General features: G+C 59.2%; 16 protein-coding genes and 1 other RNA gene. 7 read left to right on the top strand and 10 right to left on the bottom strand.

Going from position 1 to position 13,699, the window contains the following annotated elements; all coding sequences use genetic code 11:
- Positions 1–9: 9 nt before the first annotated feature.
- Genes ACIQU2_RS21775 through ACIQU2_RS21760 form a run of 4 tightly spaced genes read right to left on the bottom strand, consistent with a single transcriptional unit; the run spans position 10 to position 3,249 of the window.
- Entirely contained in the window at positions 10–150 is a 141-nt protein-coding gene (locus tag ACIQU2_RS21775; RefSeq protein WP_347802495.1) for a hypothetical protein, read from the bottom strand.
- Entirely contained in the window at positions 143–1,330 is a 1,188-nt protein-coding gene (gene ubiH, locus ACIQU2_RS21770; RefSeq protein WP_347802467.1) for a 2-octaprenyl-6-methoxyphenyl hydroxylase, read from the bottom strand. Before ubiH ends, ACIQU2_RS21775 begins: the two co-directional genes overlap by 8 nt.
- Entirely contained in the window at positions 1,327–2,661 is a 1,335-nt protein-coding gene (gene pepP / locus ACIQU2_RS21765) for a Xaa-Pro aminopeptidase (protein WP_403143907.1), read from the bottom strand. The genes ubiH and pepP overlap by 4 nt, the downstream gene beginning before the upstream one ends.
- A gap of 27 nt (positions 2,662–2,688) precedes the next feature.
- The gene (locus tag ACIQU2_RS21760) at positions 2,689–3,249 is read right to left on the bottom strand and encodes a YecA family protein (RefSeq protein ID WP_347802469.1); all 561 of its coding nucleotides are present in this window, start codon (positions 3,247–3,249) and stop codon (positions 2,689–2,691) included.
- 128 nt (positions 3,250–3,377) lie between these two features.
- Between ACIQU2_RS21760 and ACIQU2_RS21755 the strand changes: the two genes are divergently transcribed.
- The 4 genes from ACIQU2_RS21755 to ACIQU2_RS21740 all read left to right on the top strand — a co-directional run bounded on the left by ACIQU2_RS21755 (position 3,378) and on the right by ACIQU2_RS21740 (position 4,802).
- Positions 3,378–3,587 carry a TIGR02449 family protein gene (locus tag ACIQU2_RS21755; protein ID WP_007942437.1) on the top strand — a complete coding sequence of 70 codons (210 nt, stop codon included), beginning with the start codon at positions 3,378–3,380 and terminating at the stop codon, positions 3,585–3,587.
- Positions 3,584–3,901 carry a cell division protein ZapA gene (locus ACIQU2_RS21750; protein WP_403143905.1) on the top strand — a complete coding sequence of 106 codons (318 nt, stop codon included), beginning with the start codon at positions 3,584–3,586 and terminating at the stop codon, positions 3,899–3,901. Before ACIQU2_RS21755 ends, ACIQU2_RS21750 begins: the two co-directional genes overlap by 4 nt.
- Positions 3,902–3,931: 30 nt before the next feature.
- Positions 3,932–4,110: non-coding RNA, 6S RNA (ssrS, locus tag ACIQU2_RS21745), on the top strand.
- Between the two features lie 86 nt (positions 4,111–4,196).
- Positions 4,197–4,802: a 5-formyltetrahydrofolate cyclo-ligase gene (locus ACIQU2_RS21740; RefSeq protein WP_140675317.1), complete on the top strand. Its 606-nt coding sequence runs from the start codon at positions 4,197–4,199 to the stop codon at positions 4,800–4,802.
- Positions 4,803–4,834: 32 nt separating this feature from the next.
- Here ACIQU2_RS21740 and ACIQU2_RS21735 read toward each other — a convergent pair whose 3' ends face one another.
- A complete protein-coding gene (locus ACIQU2_RS21735) occupies positions 4,835–5,017 on the bottom strand; it encodes a hypothetical protein (protein ID WP_403143903.1) in 183 nt (60 codons plus the stop codon).
- A gap of 201 nt (positions 5,018–5,218) precedes the next feature.
- On the opposite strand from ACIQU2_RS21735, the gene ACIQU2_RS21730 reads away from it, so the two are divergent.
- Positions 5,219–5,668 (top strand): EVE domain-containing protein, encoded by a 450-nt coding sequence (locus tag ACIQU2_RS21730; protein ID WP_347802471.1) that lies wholly within the window; start codon positions 5,219–5,221, stop codon positions 5,666–5,668.
- A 106-nt stretch (positions 5,669–5,774) separates the two neighbouring features.
- Here the strand turns inward: ACIQU2_RS21730 and ACIQU2_RS21725 are convergent, their stop codons facing one another.
- Complete coding sequence (locus ACIQU2_RS21725; protein WP_033060630.1) at positions 5,775–6,182, bottom strand: flagellar basal body-associated protein FliL; 408 nt, start codon at positions 6,180–6,182, stop codon at positions 5,775–5,777.
- Positions 6,183–6,332: 150 nt separating this feature from the next.
- Between ACIQU2_RS21725 and ACIQU2_RS21720 the strand changes: the two genes are divergently transcribed.
- Positions 6,333–7,310: an NADPH:quinone oxidoreductase family protein gene (locus tag ACIQU2_RS21720; protein ID WP_008150352.1), complete on the top strand. Its 978-nt coding sequence runs from the start codon at positions 6,333–6,335 to the stop codon at positions 7,308–7,310.
- Between the two features lie 430 nt (positions 7,311–7,740).
- A complete protein-coding gene (gene glpT / locus ACIQU2_RS21715; RefSeq protein ID WP_347802472.1) occupies positions 7,741–9,090 on the top strand; it encodes a glycerol-3-phosphate transporter in 1,350 nt (449 codons plus the stop codon).
- Here glpT and ACIQU2_RS21710 read toward each other — a convergent pair.
- The 4 genes from ACIQU2_RS21710 to rho all read right to left on the bottom strand — a co-directional run.
- A complete protein-coding gene (locus tag ACIQU2_RS21710) occupies positions 9,066–9,734 on the bottom strand; it encodes a gamma-glutamylcyclotransferase (RefSeq protein WP_347802473.1) in 669 nt (222 codons plus the stop codon). The genes glpT and ACIQU2_RS21710 overlap by 25 nt on opposite strands.
- 208 nt (positions 9,735–9,942) lie before the next feature.
- Positions 9,943–10,911 (bottom strand): CDP-6-deoxy-delta-3,4-glucoseen reductase, encoded by a 969-nt coding sequence (locus tag ACIQU2_RS21705; RefSeq protein WP_403143899.1) that lies wholly within the window; start codon positions 10,909–10,911, stop codon positions 9,943–9,945.
- Positions 10,911–12,377 (bottom strand): 4-hydroxy-3-polyprenylbenzoate decarboxylase, encoded by a 1,467-nt coding sequence (ubiD, locus tag ACIQU2_RS21700; protein ID WP_403143897.1) that lies wholly within the window; start codon positions 12,375–12,377, stop codon positions 10,911–10,913. The genes ACIQU2_RS21705 and ubiD overlap by 1 nt, the downstream gene beginning before the upstream one ends.
- Positions 12,378–12,517: 140 nt before the next feature.
- Positions 12,518–13,699 (bottom strand): transcription termination factor Rho (gene rho, locus ACIQU2_RS21695; protein WP_403143895.1); only part of this gene is annotated, 1,182 nt, incomplete at its 5' end.

Genomic DNA, 13,699 nt, shown 5'->3' with positions numbered 1-13,699 from the left:
TTCCATGCTTTAAGCCTGTCTCGCTTGCGGCTTGAGCCGCACGTAAAGGGTTTTTCCGACAATGTACCGGTGACCGAGGTTCTCCAGCAGCATCAGCATGAAAAACGGATCGACCATCGAGTCGAGTCTTGCAGTCAGCCACTTAAGCATCGGGACGCGCACCCAAACCCATGGCCTGTCGCGCGAACCAGCGTTTGGCCGGCGGCAACAGATCGAGACCGAGCAGACCGATGTTACGGCCCAGGGACACCAACGGTTGAGTGCTGCCAAACAAACGGGTGACCTGATCGGAGAAACCCACCGTCAGGTTCTGATCCAGACGCTGACGCTCGCGGTAAGCCTGCAAGGTCGCAAAGTCGCCGGGAGATGTTTCGCTGGCCAGCAGCGCATCCGCCAGCGCTTGAGCATCACGCAGGGACAGGTTGAAACCTTGCCCTGCAATCGGGTGCAGGCTGTGAGCGGCGTTGCCGAGAATTGCCAGATGCGGACGCACCTGCTCTTCGGCTTCGATCAATGTCAGCGGGTACAAGTGCCGCGCGCCAACCTGCTTCAAAGTGCCGAGGCGATAACCGAACACGCCTTGCAACTCGCTGAGGAAGCTCTTTTCATCGAGGGCCGCCAGCCGTTGCGCGTCCATGCCCAATCGAGTCCAGACCAGTGCGCAGCGGTTTTCCGGCAACGGCAACAAGGCCATCGGCCCGTCATCGGTGAAACGCTCGAAGGCCATGCCGTTGTGCGCTTCACTCGGCGTGATGTTGGCAATCAACGCGCTCTGGTTGTACGGGCGCTTTTTGATGCCGATCCCCAGTTGCTCGCGCAGGCCGGAACGGCCGCCATCAGCCAGCACCGCAAGATCGCATTCCAGAGTGATTTCGTCGTTGAGGGTCAGGCGATAGCCATCGATCAGCGGCTCCATGCGCGTGACTTCCGCCGGGCAACGCCAGCTGATCACGTCCTTGTCCAGACCTTGCCAGAGGCATTGGCCAAGCCAGGCGTTTTCCACCACGTAACCCAGCGCTGGCACGCCCTCTTCCATCGCCGACAGTCGCGCGGTGGAGAAGCGTCCGCGGTCGGAGACATGAATCTGCTTGATCGGCTCGGCGCGGCGGGAGATTTCCTGCCACACGCCCAACCGTTGATAAATCTGCTTGGCGCCGTAGGACAACGCCGAAGAACGGGCGTCATAGCTCGGTTGATAAGTATCGCCGGGGGCAAACGGCTCGATCAGCACGATCTTCCAGCCACGAGCCTTGGCTCCGGCCTGCAGTGCCAACGCCAGGCTGGCGCCGACCAGACCACCACCGATGATTGCCAGATTGACTCGACTCATGCCGCTTGTGTCCGCGCGGCGGCCATCAAGGCCTCAATCTCGGCGACCGTTTTCGGTACGCCTTTGGTCAGGATTTCACAGCCGCTTTTGGTGACCACTACGTCGTCCTCGATGCGCACGCCAATGCCGCGCCATTTCTTCGCTACGTTCTGGTTGTCCGGGGCAATGTAGATGCCCGGTTCCACAGTGAGCGCCATGCCGACTTCCAGCACACGCCATTCGCCGCCGACCTTGTATTCGCCAACGTCATGTACATCCATGCCCAGCCAGTGGCCGGCGCGGTGCATGTAAAACGCTTTATAGGCTTCGCTGGCGATCAACTCGTCGACGTCGCCCTGCAACAGGCCCAAACTCACCAGACCGGCAGTAATCACCCGGACTGTGGCTTCGTGGGCCTGATTCCAGTGTTTATTCGGGGCGATTTCGGCAAACGCGGCTTCTTGCGACGCCAGCACCAGCTCGTAGATCGCCTTCTGTTCCGCTGAATACTTGCCGTTGACCGGCCAGGTACGGGTGATGTCGCTGGCGTAGCAGTCGATCTCGCAACCGGCATCGATCAGCACCAGATCGCCGTCCTTGAGCACCGCGTCATTCTGCTGGTAATGCAGGATGCAGCTGTTGCGCCCAGCGGCGACGATCGAACCGTAGGCCGGCATTTTCGCCCCGCCCTTGCGAAATTCGTAGTCGAGCTCGGCTTCGAGGCTGAACTCATGCAGCCCCACACGACTGGCCTGCATCGCGCGGATGTGTGCCTGTGCGGAAATCCGTGCGGCTTCGCGCATCACCTTCACTTCTGCCGCCGATTTATACAGGCGCATATCGTGAAGCAGATGATCCAGGGCAACGAATTCGTTCGGCGGCTGGGCGCCGAGGTGCGCTTTAGAGCGGATCACGTTGATCCAGTCCATCAGGTGCCGGTCGAATTCCGGGTTGCTGCCCATGGCCGAATACACCCGGTCGCGACCTTCGATCAGGCCCGGCAGGATGTCGTCGATGTCGGTGATGGGGAAGGCGTCGTCGGCGCCAAAGTCGCGAATCGCGCCTTCCTGCCCGGCGCGCAGGCCGTCCCACAACTCTCGCTCGGCGTTGCGTTCACGGCAGAACAGTATGTATTCGCCATGTAAACGCCCAGGCATCAAAACGATGACCGCCTGAGGCTCGGGAAAACCGCTGAGGTACTGGAAGTCGCTGTCCTGACGGTAGACGTGCTCGACGTCGCGGTTGCGGATCGCAACGGCGGCGGCGGGCAGGATGGCGATGCTGTTGGGTTCCATCTGCGCCATCAGGGCCTTGCGGCGACGGCTGTATTCCGATTTCGGGATATGAATCATGGGCAGATGGCTTTCCCTGGCACGCGATTAATGCAACGACGGTTTGGCGGCAGCCGGCGCGTCCGGCTTTTTGTTTTCGGTGAACAGCAGCAGCGGCGCGACGCGCAGGTACTCCATCACTTCCATGTAATCGCTTTCGCCGTCGTCGGACTCCTCCAGGGCGTCTTGCACCTGTGAAATAGCCGCCAAGTCCTGAAGTACTTCGGTGGCCTCGGTGCTCAGCATGCTGCTGTCACGGCAGTTCAGGCCAAAACCGCTGAGGAAACCCTGGCACCATTGGCCCAGTGCGGCGGCGCGGTCGGCCAGTGGCTCGTCATCGGTCGGCAGCAGCAGAACGACGGTCACGTCGTCGCCGGTGAGCTCGCCCTTGACCATCTCCTGCAAGCCGATCAAGGCGTTGCGAACATTATCCTGCGGCTCGCTTTCGAGCAGCTCGGCGGCATCAATCAGCCAGCCTTCGGCATCGAAGCCGGCACCGGCGCAACTGCGACCGAGCAGCAGGCCATGCAGTTCGGCAGGCGAGACGTTATGACCGCTGGAAGTCAGCAGGGTGGCGAAGGCTTGGTACGGGGAATTCTGAATGGGCATGGGCAGCTAGGCGCCAGACGGCGCTATGTCTAGAATGAAGGCCTTGTATCCTACATCGACAGACTCGCCAAGACTATTAAAGGCTGTCCGCCAGCTACCACTCATCAAGCACAATTTAAGTGGACACAATGGAAGACACCGACCTGCAAGCGCTGATGGCCAGACTCGAACTGCTAATTAGCCGCGTCGAGCAACTAAAGAGTCAAAACGGACTCCTATTAGCTCAGGAAAAGACCTGGCGCGAGGAACGCGCTCACCTCATTGAAAAGAACGAAATCGCCCGGCGTAAGGTCGAATCAATGATTTCGCGCCTCAAGGCCCTGGAGCAAGACTCATGAGTTCAAGCAATAGCGTTACCGTGCAGATCCTCGATAAAGAATATTCGATCATCTGCCCGCAGGAAGAGCGCAGCAACCTGGTGAGCGCCGCCCGTTACCTGGACGGCAAGATGCGCGAAATCCGCAGCAGCGGCAAAGTCATCGGCGCCGATCGCATCGCCGTGATGGCCGCCCTGAACATCACCCACGATCTTCTGCACAAGGAAGAACGCCGGGATGTGCAGGCCAGCGGCTCGACCCGTGAGCAGGTTCGCGACCTGCTGGATCGCGTCGATCTGGTGCTCGCCACCGATCCGGACGTCACCAAGGGCTGAAACGCGAAACCGCTTGGGGTATACTCGCATCACTCCCTGGGGTGCTTGCCAGTTGGCGATGTCCCTGAGCCGATTTGCTATACCCTGGAGGTTGCACGTTGGGCTGGTGTGCATGTCCGCTAGACGGAAAGCCTTAAAGCCTACTGCATCTTCCACCTTGAACTTTCGGGTTCAAGGGCTAAGTCGACAGCGGTACATCCGGGGAGCCTGATTCCAGTCCGATGCCGGTTTAAGTACCGGCATCGGCTTTTTTACGGGTACGCTTTATGTACCCGTACTGCCGAAGCCCGAATTCATGACCGAACCTGCGCTGCTGCCCCGCCCGCAACTTCGACGCATGCTGCGCAAGGCCCGCCGCGCCCTGACTCCCAGTCAGCAACGCCAGGCCGCTCGCGGGCTGTACAAGCAATTGGCCCAGCAGCCGCTGTTTCGCCGCGCAAAACATATCTCTCTCTATTTGCCCACTGACGGTGAAATCGACCCGCGTGTTTTGCTGCGTGCGGCTCAACGTCGGGGCAAGGCGACGTATCTGCCGGTGCTCAGCGCCTGGCCTCGAACCAAAATGGTGTTCCAGCGAATTCGCCCCGGCGAAAAACTGAAACCCAACCGCTTCCGTATTCTCGAACCCAGGCACAACCTCGCCCGGCAACGCAAAGTCTGGGCGCTCGATCTGGTGCTGTTGCCATTGGTGGGGTTTGATGATGTCGGCGGACGCCTGGGCATGGGCGGCGGTTTCTATGATCGAAGCCTGGCGTACCTGGCACGACGTAAAAACTGGCGCAAGCCGACGCTATTGGGGCTGGCCCATGAATGTCAGAAGGTCGAACGATTGGCTCAAGCGAGCTGGGATGTGCCGTTACAGGGAACGGTGACAGACAAGGCGCGGTATTTCGCCGGCTAGACGCCACTGGAATCAGCGGCGTCCGAAGAGATTCAGCGCTTGAAGGCCGAAGGCTGCTGTTGCTGTTGCTGTTGCTGTTGCTGTTGCTGTTGCTGCGCGATTTCGATCGGAGCGTCAGTCTTGTTGCTCCACAGGCTTTGGGCATAGCCAGTGGTCACGACGCCGAGGCCGAACAAAATAACCAAAATCCATAGTAAATCCGGTTTGCGTTTCATCGATTGCCCCCCAAAGGCACATCAACACGATGACAGCAGCGGTTTCCGTTGTAGGTGTAGGCCGTGCAGCAGCGTCAAGCTTAGAAGGCCGGCATTTTGCGACAACGTGAACCGACACGCAAACGCTGGCGTCAACCGACCGTCGGTTTGTCATAAAATTCCCCGACAACTTGCCCACCCACTTCGCAAGGAGCAAAAACCATGGCTTATTGGCTGATGAAATCCGAGCCCGACGAGCTCTCGATCAAGGGCCTGGAGACGCTTGGCAAGGCGCGCTGGGACGGGGTTCGCAACTACCAGGCGCGTAATTTTCTGCGGGCCATGGCCGTGGGCGACGAGTTTTTCTTCTATCACTCCAGCTGCCCCGAACCGGGGATCGCCGGGATCGGAAAGATTGTCGAAGCCGCCTATCCGGACCCGACGGCGCTGGAGCCGGAGAGTCATTACTACGATCCGAAGGCCACGGCAGAGAAAAACGCCTGGAGCGCGATCGATGTCGCGTATGTCGAGACGTTTCCCAAGGTGCTTAAGCTGGATTACCTGAAACAGCAGGCAGCGCTGGCCGAGATGCCGCTGGTGCAGAAAGGTTCGCGACTGTCGGTGATGCCGGTGACAGCCGAGCAGTGGGCGGCGGTGATTGCATTGCGCTGACGGACGCCAAAAGATCGCAGCCTCCGGCAGCTCCTACAGGAAACCGCGCTCGGCGTAGGAGCTGCCGAAGGCTGCGATCTTGGCAATCAATCAGACAAACCAAGACTCACTGGATAATGAGGTTGTTGAACAACAGATCCTCAACCACCGGTTTGCCGGTTTCGTCGTTCATGATTTGCTGGGTCTGCTTCAGGGCTTCCTGACGCAGCTTTTCCTTGGCCTCGACGTTGTTCATCGCTTCAGTGGTCTGCTGGGCAAACAGCGCCACCAGTTGATTACGAATCAACGGTTCGTTGGCTTTCACCAGTTTGGTCGCCTCATCACCGGTCACTCGCAACGCCACATCGGCCTTGTAGACCTTGAGCTTCGGCGTCCCGTCCAGCCCGTAGTTGCCCACGAACGGCGGGCTCAGGGTGATGTAATTGACCTTCGGAGCTGCACCTTCTTTGGCTTCTTCGGCCATCGCTGCCACAGGCAGAGACAGGGCCAGCAACAACATGATCCACGCTTTCACAATTCGCTCCTTATCCGGTTTGCGGCCTAGCATAACGACCCGCCGCTCAAGCACAAGCTTATGGCTGACTATCAGGGCCGGGCATGCTCGTTGACCCATCGACTCACACACCTACACTTATCGGCCATCACTCCCAAAGGAATAGCCCTGATGAAAGCCGTGCTGTGCAAAGCCTTCGGCCCTGCCGAATCGCTGGTGCTGGAAGACGTCGCCAGTCCTGTCGCGAAGAAGAATGAAATCCTGCTGGACGTGCACGCCGCCGGGGTGAATTTCCCGGACACGCTGATCATCGAGGGCAAATATCAGTTCAAGCCGCCCTTCCCGTTTTCCCCGGGCGGCGAAGCGGCTGGCGTGGTCAGCGAAGTAGGCGAAAAGGTCAGCCACCTCAAGGTTGGTGATCGTGTCATGGCGCTGACCGGCTGGGGCAGTTTTGCCGAACAGGTCGCGGTGCCGGGCTACAACGTGCTACCCATCCCGCCATCGATGGACTTCAACACCGCCGCCGCGTTCAGCATGACTTACGGCACGTCGATGCACGCGCTCAAGCAACGGGGCAACCTGCAACCGGGTGAAACCTTGCTGGTACTCGGCGCTTCCGGCGGTGTCGGTCTGGCCGCCGTGGAAATCGGCAAAGCCATGGGCGCCCGCGTGATCGCCGCCGCCAGCAGCGCCGAAAAACTCGCGGTGGCCAAGGCTGCCGGTGCCGATGAGCTGATTAACTACAGCGAAACCAGTCTCAAGGACGAAATCAAACGCCTGACCGATGGCCAGGGCGCCGATGTGATCTACGACCCGGTGGGCGGCGACCTGTTCGACCAGGCCATCCGTGCCATCGCGTGGAACGGCCGCCTGCTGGTAGTCGGCTTCGCCAGCGGACGCATTCCCGAACTCCCCGTGAACCTCGCGTTGCTCAAAGGTGCAGCGGTGGTCGGCGTGTTCTGGGGCTCGTTCGCCCAGCGCCAGCCTCAAGACAACGCGGCGAACTTCCAGCAATTGTTTGGCTGGTTTGCCGAAGGCAAGTTGAAGCCGCTGGTGTCGCAGGTGTATCCACTGAGCAATGCGGCGCAGGCGATCAATGATCTTGGCCAGCGCAAAGCGGTTGGGAAAGTGGTGGTTCAAGTTCGCTGAGCCCAGTGCAGCGGTCTGGACTTCAAATGAAGTTGTCCAGACCGCTTTTTATTGTCCGGCACTAAAGCAACTTCCGAATATCCTCCGGCAGCAAACTCATGTACTTGCGGACAGGGCTCGCCCGGCAATCCCTGACGATTTTCGGTACCCGCTTATTCAGTTTGTGACTGAGAACAGGACGCCACGACTTCCCATTCATACGAAGGACATTTCCCAAAGCCTCGTCCTACCCTGGACCGAAATGCGGCATGTAGACCTGTAAGTAACGCTTCCCACAACGCCCTACATTTATACCTGAGCGACATGTTCATAAAAGAACATGCAATCTTCAGCATTTCCGCTATTTGGCCGATGCGAACCGGTGCTATTTTCGGTAACGAAACTGTAACATTCGCATCCGCAGTCAAAACAAGAAATCTGGAGCTCTTGAATGTTTGCTTTCTTTCGTCCTGCCGCACATCAGGCTCCATTGCCTGAAGAAAAAATAGACAACACCTACCGACGCCTTCGCTGGCAGATCTTCGCCGGCATTTTTATCGGCTACGCCGGCTATTACCTGCTGCGCAAAAACTTCTCCCTGGCCATGCCCTATCTGATCGAAGAGGGCTATACCCGCGGTGAGCTGGGCCTGGCGCTGTCGGCCATCGCCATTGCCTACGGCCTGTCCAAGTTCCTGATGGGCATCGTGTCCGACCGTTCCAATCCGCGTTTCTTCCTGCCCTTCGGCCTGTTGGTATCGGCCGGTGTGATGTTCATTTTCGGCTTCGCGCCCTGGGCGACATCCAGCGTGACCATCATGTTCATCCTGCTCTTTATCAATGGCTGGGCTCAGGGCATGGGCTGGCCACCGAGTGGGCGGACGATGGTGCATTGGTGGTCGCAGAAGGAACGCGGCGGCGTAGTGTCCTTGTGGAACGTGGCGCATAACGTCGGTGGCGGCCTGATCGGCCCGCTGTTCCTGCTCGGCATGGGCCTGTTCAATGACTGGCACGCAGCGTTTTACGTGCCGGCGGCGGTCGCCATGGCGGTGGCGGTGTTTGCCTTTGTCACCATGCGCGACACCCCGCAATCGGTGGGCCTGCCGCCCATCGAGAAGTACAAGAACGACTACCCGGAAGGCTACGACGCCAGCCACGAAGAAGAATTCAGCGCCAAGGAAATCTTCGTCAAATACGTGCTACGCAACAAAATGCTCTGGTACATCGCCCTGGCCAACGTCTTCGTCTACCTGTTGCGCTACGGCGTGCTGGACTGGGCACCGACCTACCTCAAGGAAGCCAAAGGATTCAGCGTGGACAAAACCTCGTGGGCGTATTTCCTCTACGAGTGGGCAGGTATTCCGGGCACGCTGCTATGCGGCTGGATGTCGGACAAGATCTTCCGAGGCAACCGTGGCCTGACCGGCATGGTGTTCATGGCTTTGGTGACCGTGGCGACCCTGGTGTACTGGCTCAACCCGGCCGGCAACCCGACAGTCGACATGATCGCGCTCATCTCGATCGGCTTCCTGATTTACGGCCCGGTGATGCTGATCGGCCTGCAAGCGCTGGAATTGGCACCCAAGAAAGCCGCCGGTACGGCAGCGGGCTTCACGGGCCTGTTCGGTTATCTGGGGGGTTCGGTCGCGGCCAGTGCAGCGATGGGCTACACCGTGGACCACTTCGGCTGGGATGGCGGTTTCGTGCTGCTGATCGGCGCATGCTTACTGGCGATGGCCTTCCTGGCCCCGACGCTGTGGCACAAACAAGTCGCCAGTCAAAGCCGCGAAGCAATCGCCTGATCGGCCTTTGATTTGCAGCGCTTGAGCCGCGCCTCCAGATTCCGGTCTGGCATGGCGTGGCTACGCAGGGCGTGGGCGGTCTGCTCGACATAATCGCGAGTAGTGCCGTAACGCCCGCAAGCGTTTTCGAACACGTGGCTCAGCACGTGATCCGGTAAGTTGCCCGCATAGCTGGGCAGATGCCGCTCCAATACAAACCCCAACGCCTGAACCTGACTTCCGTCTTCAAGACGGCAGTTGAGCCAGTGTGGGCGATAGGACGGGAATGGCATTTCGCGCTGCCAAAGTGCGTAAAGAGAGGCTTCAAGTTGTTCTTCAGGCAAGCGATAGGCGAAGCCGCTGCAAGAACCACCGCGATCCAGGCCGAATACCAGCCCAGGCACTTCGGGCGTGCCGCGATGTTCGTGGGACCACAAATACAAACCGCGATGGTAGCCATGTACACGACCGCGCACTCGCTCCACCGCTGCGCATTCGGGACGCCAGATCAGCGAACCGTAAGCGAACAGCCACACCGGCCCGCCCTTGTGGCTCGCCATTGTCGACTGCATTGAGCTGAGCAATTGTTCGTGCGTGAGCTGCGGCCCCAGATCGAGCCGCGGAGGGTAAGCCAGATTCAAAAAAGCAGATTCAATGGCGCTCATGGCGATTAGCGTTCAGCTCCCCGCGGGTGAAGAATTACTTAATAGAACGCACCGCTGTAACAATAAGGCACATATGTTTTAAGGCAATTTAAGTGCCATGGCACAGTTCTTAAATAATTGCCTGGATGACATATAACCTACCGGCATTTATATCATTTTATAAATACCGATCGGCTATATAGGGAGTTATAACGATTAAGATCGAGGATCAAGATCGTGGAGCGTACGCAAACACGTCGGCACGCATCTGATGCGCATCCATCCCGGCTTCGACCAAAGCATCCAGTGTGCCGTAGACCATGGCCGGAGAGCCGCTGGCGTAGACATGCAAGGGTTTCAGATCCGGGAAGTCCTCACACACCGCCTCATGCAGCATCCCGCAGCGCCCCTGCCAGCCGCATTGATCGCTGACGACTTTATGCAGGAATAGATTGGGCAGTTTCAGCCATTCATCCCAATGTTCGATTGCATAAAAATCTTCAGGACGACGCACGCCCCAATACAGATGCACCGGATGTTTGAAGCCCGTAGCTCGGCAATGTTCGATCAGGCTATGGATCTGGCCCATGCCGGTGCCCGCAGCGATCAGCACCAGCGGACCCTCCGGCAGTTCCGCCAGATGGGTGTCGCCGAACGGCATTTCGATCCGCACCATCGGGTTGCGTTGCAACTGCTGGATCAGGCTCAGCGCACTGCTTTCGCGCGCCAGTACATGGATTTCCAGATCGCGCCCGCCATGCGGCGCCGAGGCCAGGGAGAACGCGGATTTCTCACCGTTCTCGCGCTCGATCATCAAGTACTGACCGGCGTGATAACGCAGCGGCTTGCCGGCCGGCGCTCGCAGACGCACACGCCAGGTATCGCCGCCGACGTCCCTGCATTCAATGACCTGACACGACAAGCTGCGCACCGGCAATTCTCCCAGCGCGAGCACGCCATCCCACAGCACGATGCAGTCTTCCAGCGGCTCTGCAATGCAAGTGTAGAACTCGCCATGGTCGCGCACACCGCCTTCCTGTTCGACCCGCCCTTCCACCAGCAGTGCGGCGCACACGTGGCAATTGCCGTTTCGACAGCTTTGCGGGCATTCATAGCCCAGACGCCGCGCGCCATCGAGAATCCGCTCGCCGGGCAGAATCTGTAGCACTGCTCCGGAGGGCTGCAAGGTTACACGCATCAATCTATTCCTAAATGATTCCAGATGGCATCGATCCGCTGGGTAACGGCTTCGTCCTTGACGATCACCCGGCCCCACTCGCGAGTGGTTTCGCCCGGCCATTTATGCGTGGCATCGAGCCCCATCTTCGAACCCAGGCCGGAAACCGGCGAGGCGAAGTCCAGGTAATCGATCGGCGTGTTGTCGATCATCACCGTATCGCGCTTGGGGTCCATGCGCGTGGTGATGGCCCAGATCACGTCGTTCCAGTCGCGTGCGTTGATATCGTCGTCACAGACGATAACGAACTTGGTGTACATGAACTGTCGCAAAAACGACCAGACACCGAGCATTACCCGCTTGGCATGGCCGGGATACGACTTCTTCATGGTCACGATGGCCATGCGGTACGAGCAGCCTTCGGGCGGCAGGTAGAAGTCGGTGATCTCGGGGAACTGCTTCTGCAGGATCGGCACGAACACTTCGTTCAGCGCCACGCCGAGAATCGCCGGCTCATCCGGCGGACGGCCAGTGTAGGTGCTGTGATAAATCGGTTTGATGCGATGGGTGATGCGCTCGACGGTGAACACCGGAAAGCTGTCGACTTCGTTGTAGTAGCCAGTGTGGTCGCCGTACGGGCCTTCATCAGCCATTTCGCCCGGATGGATCACGCCTTCAAGGATGATCTCGGCGGTCGCCGGGACCTGCAAGTCGTTGCCACGGCACTTCACCAACTCGGTGCGGTTGCCGCGCAACAAGCCGGCGAAAGCGTATTCGGAAAGGCTGTCCGGCACAGGAGTCACCGCGCCGAGAATGGTCGCTGGGTCAGCACCCAGCGCCACGGACACCGGGAACGGCTGGCCAGGATGCTTCTCGCACCACTCGCGGTAATCCAGCGCGCCGCCACGGTGACTGAGCCAGCGCATGATGACCTTGTTGCGGCCGATCACTTGTTGACGGTAGATGCCGAGGTTCTGGCGATCCTTGTTCGGGCCTTTGGTGACGGTCAGGCCCCAGGTGATCAGCGGGCCGACGTCGCCCGGCCAGCAGGTCTGCACCGGCAGCATCGCGAGGTCGACGTCGTCGCCTTCGATGACCACTTCCTGGCAGACCGCGTCTTTGACCACCTTCGGTGCCATGGCGATGATCTTGCGGAAGATCGGCAGCTTGGACCAGGCATCCTTCAGGCCTTTCGGCGGCTCGGGCTCCTTGAGGAACGCCAGCAGCTTGCCGATCTCGCGCAATTCGCTGACCGCTTCTGCGCCCATGCCCAGCGCCACGCGCTCGGGGGTGCCGAAAAGGTTGCCGAGCACCGGGATGTCATAACCCGTGGGCTTTTCGAAAAGCAGGGCCGGACCTTTGGCCCGCAAGGTGCGGTCGCAGACCTCGGTCATTTCGAGCACTGGGGACACCGGAACCTGGATGCGCTTGAGTTCGCCGCGCTTTTCCAGGCCGCTGATAAAGTCGCGCAAGTCGCGATACTGCATGCGTGAGCCTCGTGTTGGCCGTGCCGTTCGGGGGTGGCAGTTTAGCGCCGAACCCCTCTATTCAGAACCACGAACTGCTGGTTCATCAAAAATCAGATAGCAAAAAGCCGGGTTTCCCCGGCTCTAGTGCCCTTATCGACTTACTTGCGTTTCATCGACAGGAAGAACTCATCGTTGGTCTTGGTCGTTTTCAGCTTGTCGACCAGGAACTCGATGGCAGCGATTTCGTCCATCGGGTGCAGCAGCTTGCGAAGGATCCACATGCGTTGCAACTCGTCGTCGGCTGTCAGCAACTCTTCGCGGCGGGTGCCGGAACGGTTGATGTTGATGGCCGGGAAGACGCGTTTTTCAGCGATGCGGCGATCCAGAGGCAGTTCCATGTTGCCCGTGCCTTTGAATTCTTCGTAGATCACTTCGTCCATCTTCGAGCCGGTTTCAACCAGCGCGGTGGCGATGATGGTCAGCGAACCGCCTTCTTCGATGTTCCGCGCGGCGCCGAAGAAACGTTTCGGTTTCTCCAGGGCGTGGGCATCGACACCACCGGTGAGTACTTTGCCGGAGCTCGGGATCACGGTGTTGTAAGCGCGAGCAAGACGGGTGATGGAGTCGAGCAGGATCACCACGTCTTTCTTGTGTTCGACCAGGCGCTTGGCCTTCTCGATCACCATTTCGGCAACCTGCACGTGGCGGGTTGGCGGCTCGTCGAACGTCGAGGCAACCACTTCGCCGCGCACGGTGCGCTGCATTTCGGTCACTTCTTCCGGACGTTCGTCGATCAGCAATACGATCAAATGAACTTCAGGATTGTTACGCGCGATGTTGGCTGCGATGTTCTGCAGCATGATGGTTTTACCGGCTTTCGGCGGTGCAACGATCAGACCGCGCTGGCCTTTGCCGATCGGGGCGCACAGGTCGATGACACGACCGGTCAAGTCTTCGGTGGAACCGTTGCCGGCTTCCATCTTCATGCGCACGGTCGGGAACAGCGGGGTCAGGTTCTCGAAGAGAATCTTGTTTTTCGCGTTCTCTGGACGATCGTAGTTGATCGTGTCGACCTTGAGCAGCGCGAAATAACGCTCGCCTTCCTTTGGAGGACGGATCTTGCCAACGATGGTGTCACCGGTGCGCAAGTTGAAGCGACGGATCTGACTCGGCGAGACGTAGATATCGTCTGGGCCGGCGAGATAGGAAGCGTCAGCAGAGCGAAGGAAGCCGAAGCCGTCCTGGAGAATCTCCAGCACGCCATCACCGGAGAGTTCCTCGCCGCTTTTAGCGTGCTTTTTGAGCAGGGATAAAATCACGTCCTGCTTGCGCGAACGGGC

This window comes from Pseudomonas sp. NPDC098740 (genome assembly GCF_044760065.1).
In the GTDB taxonomy this organism is placed as follows: Bacteria; Pseudomonadota; Gammaproteobacteria; order Pseudomonadales; family Pseudomonadaceae; genus Aquipseudomonas; species Aquipseudomonas rossensis.
This window is presented reverse-complemented; position numbering and strand designations above follow the sequence as displayed.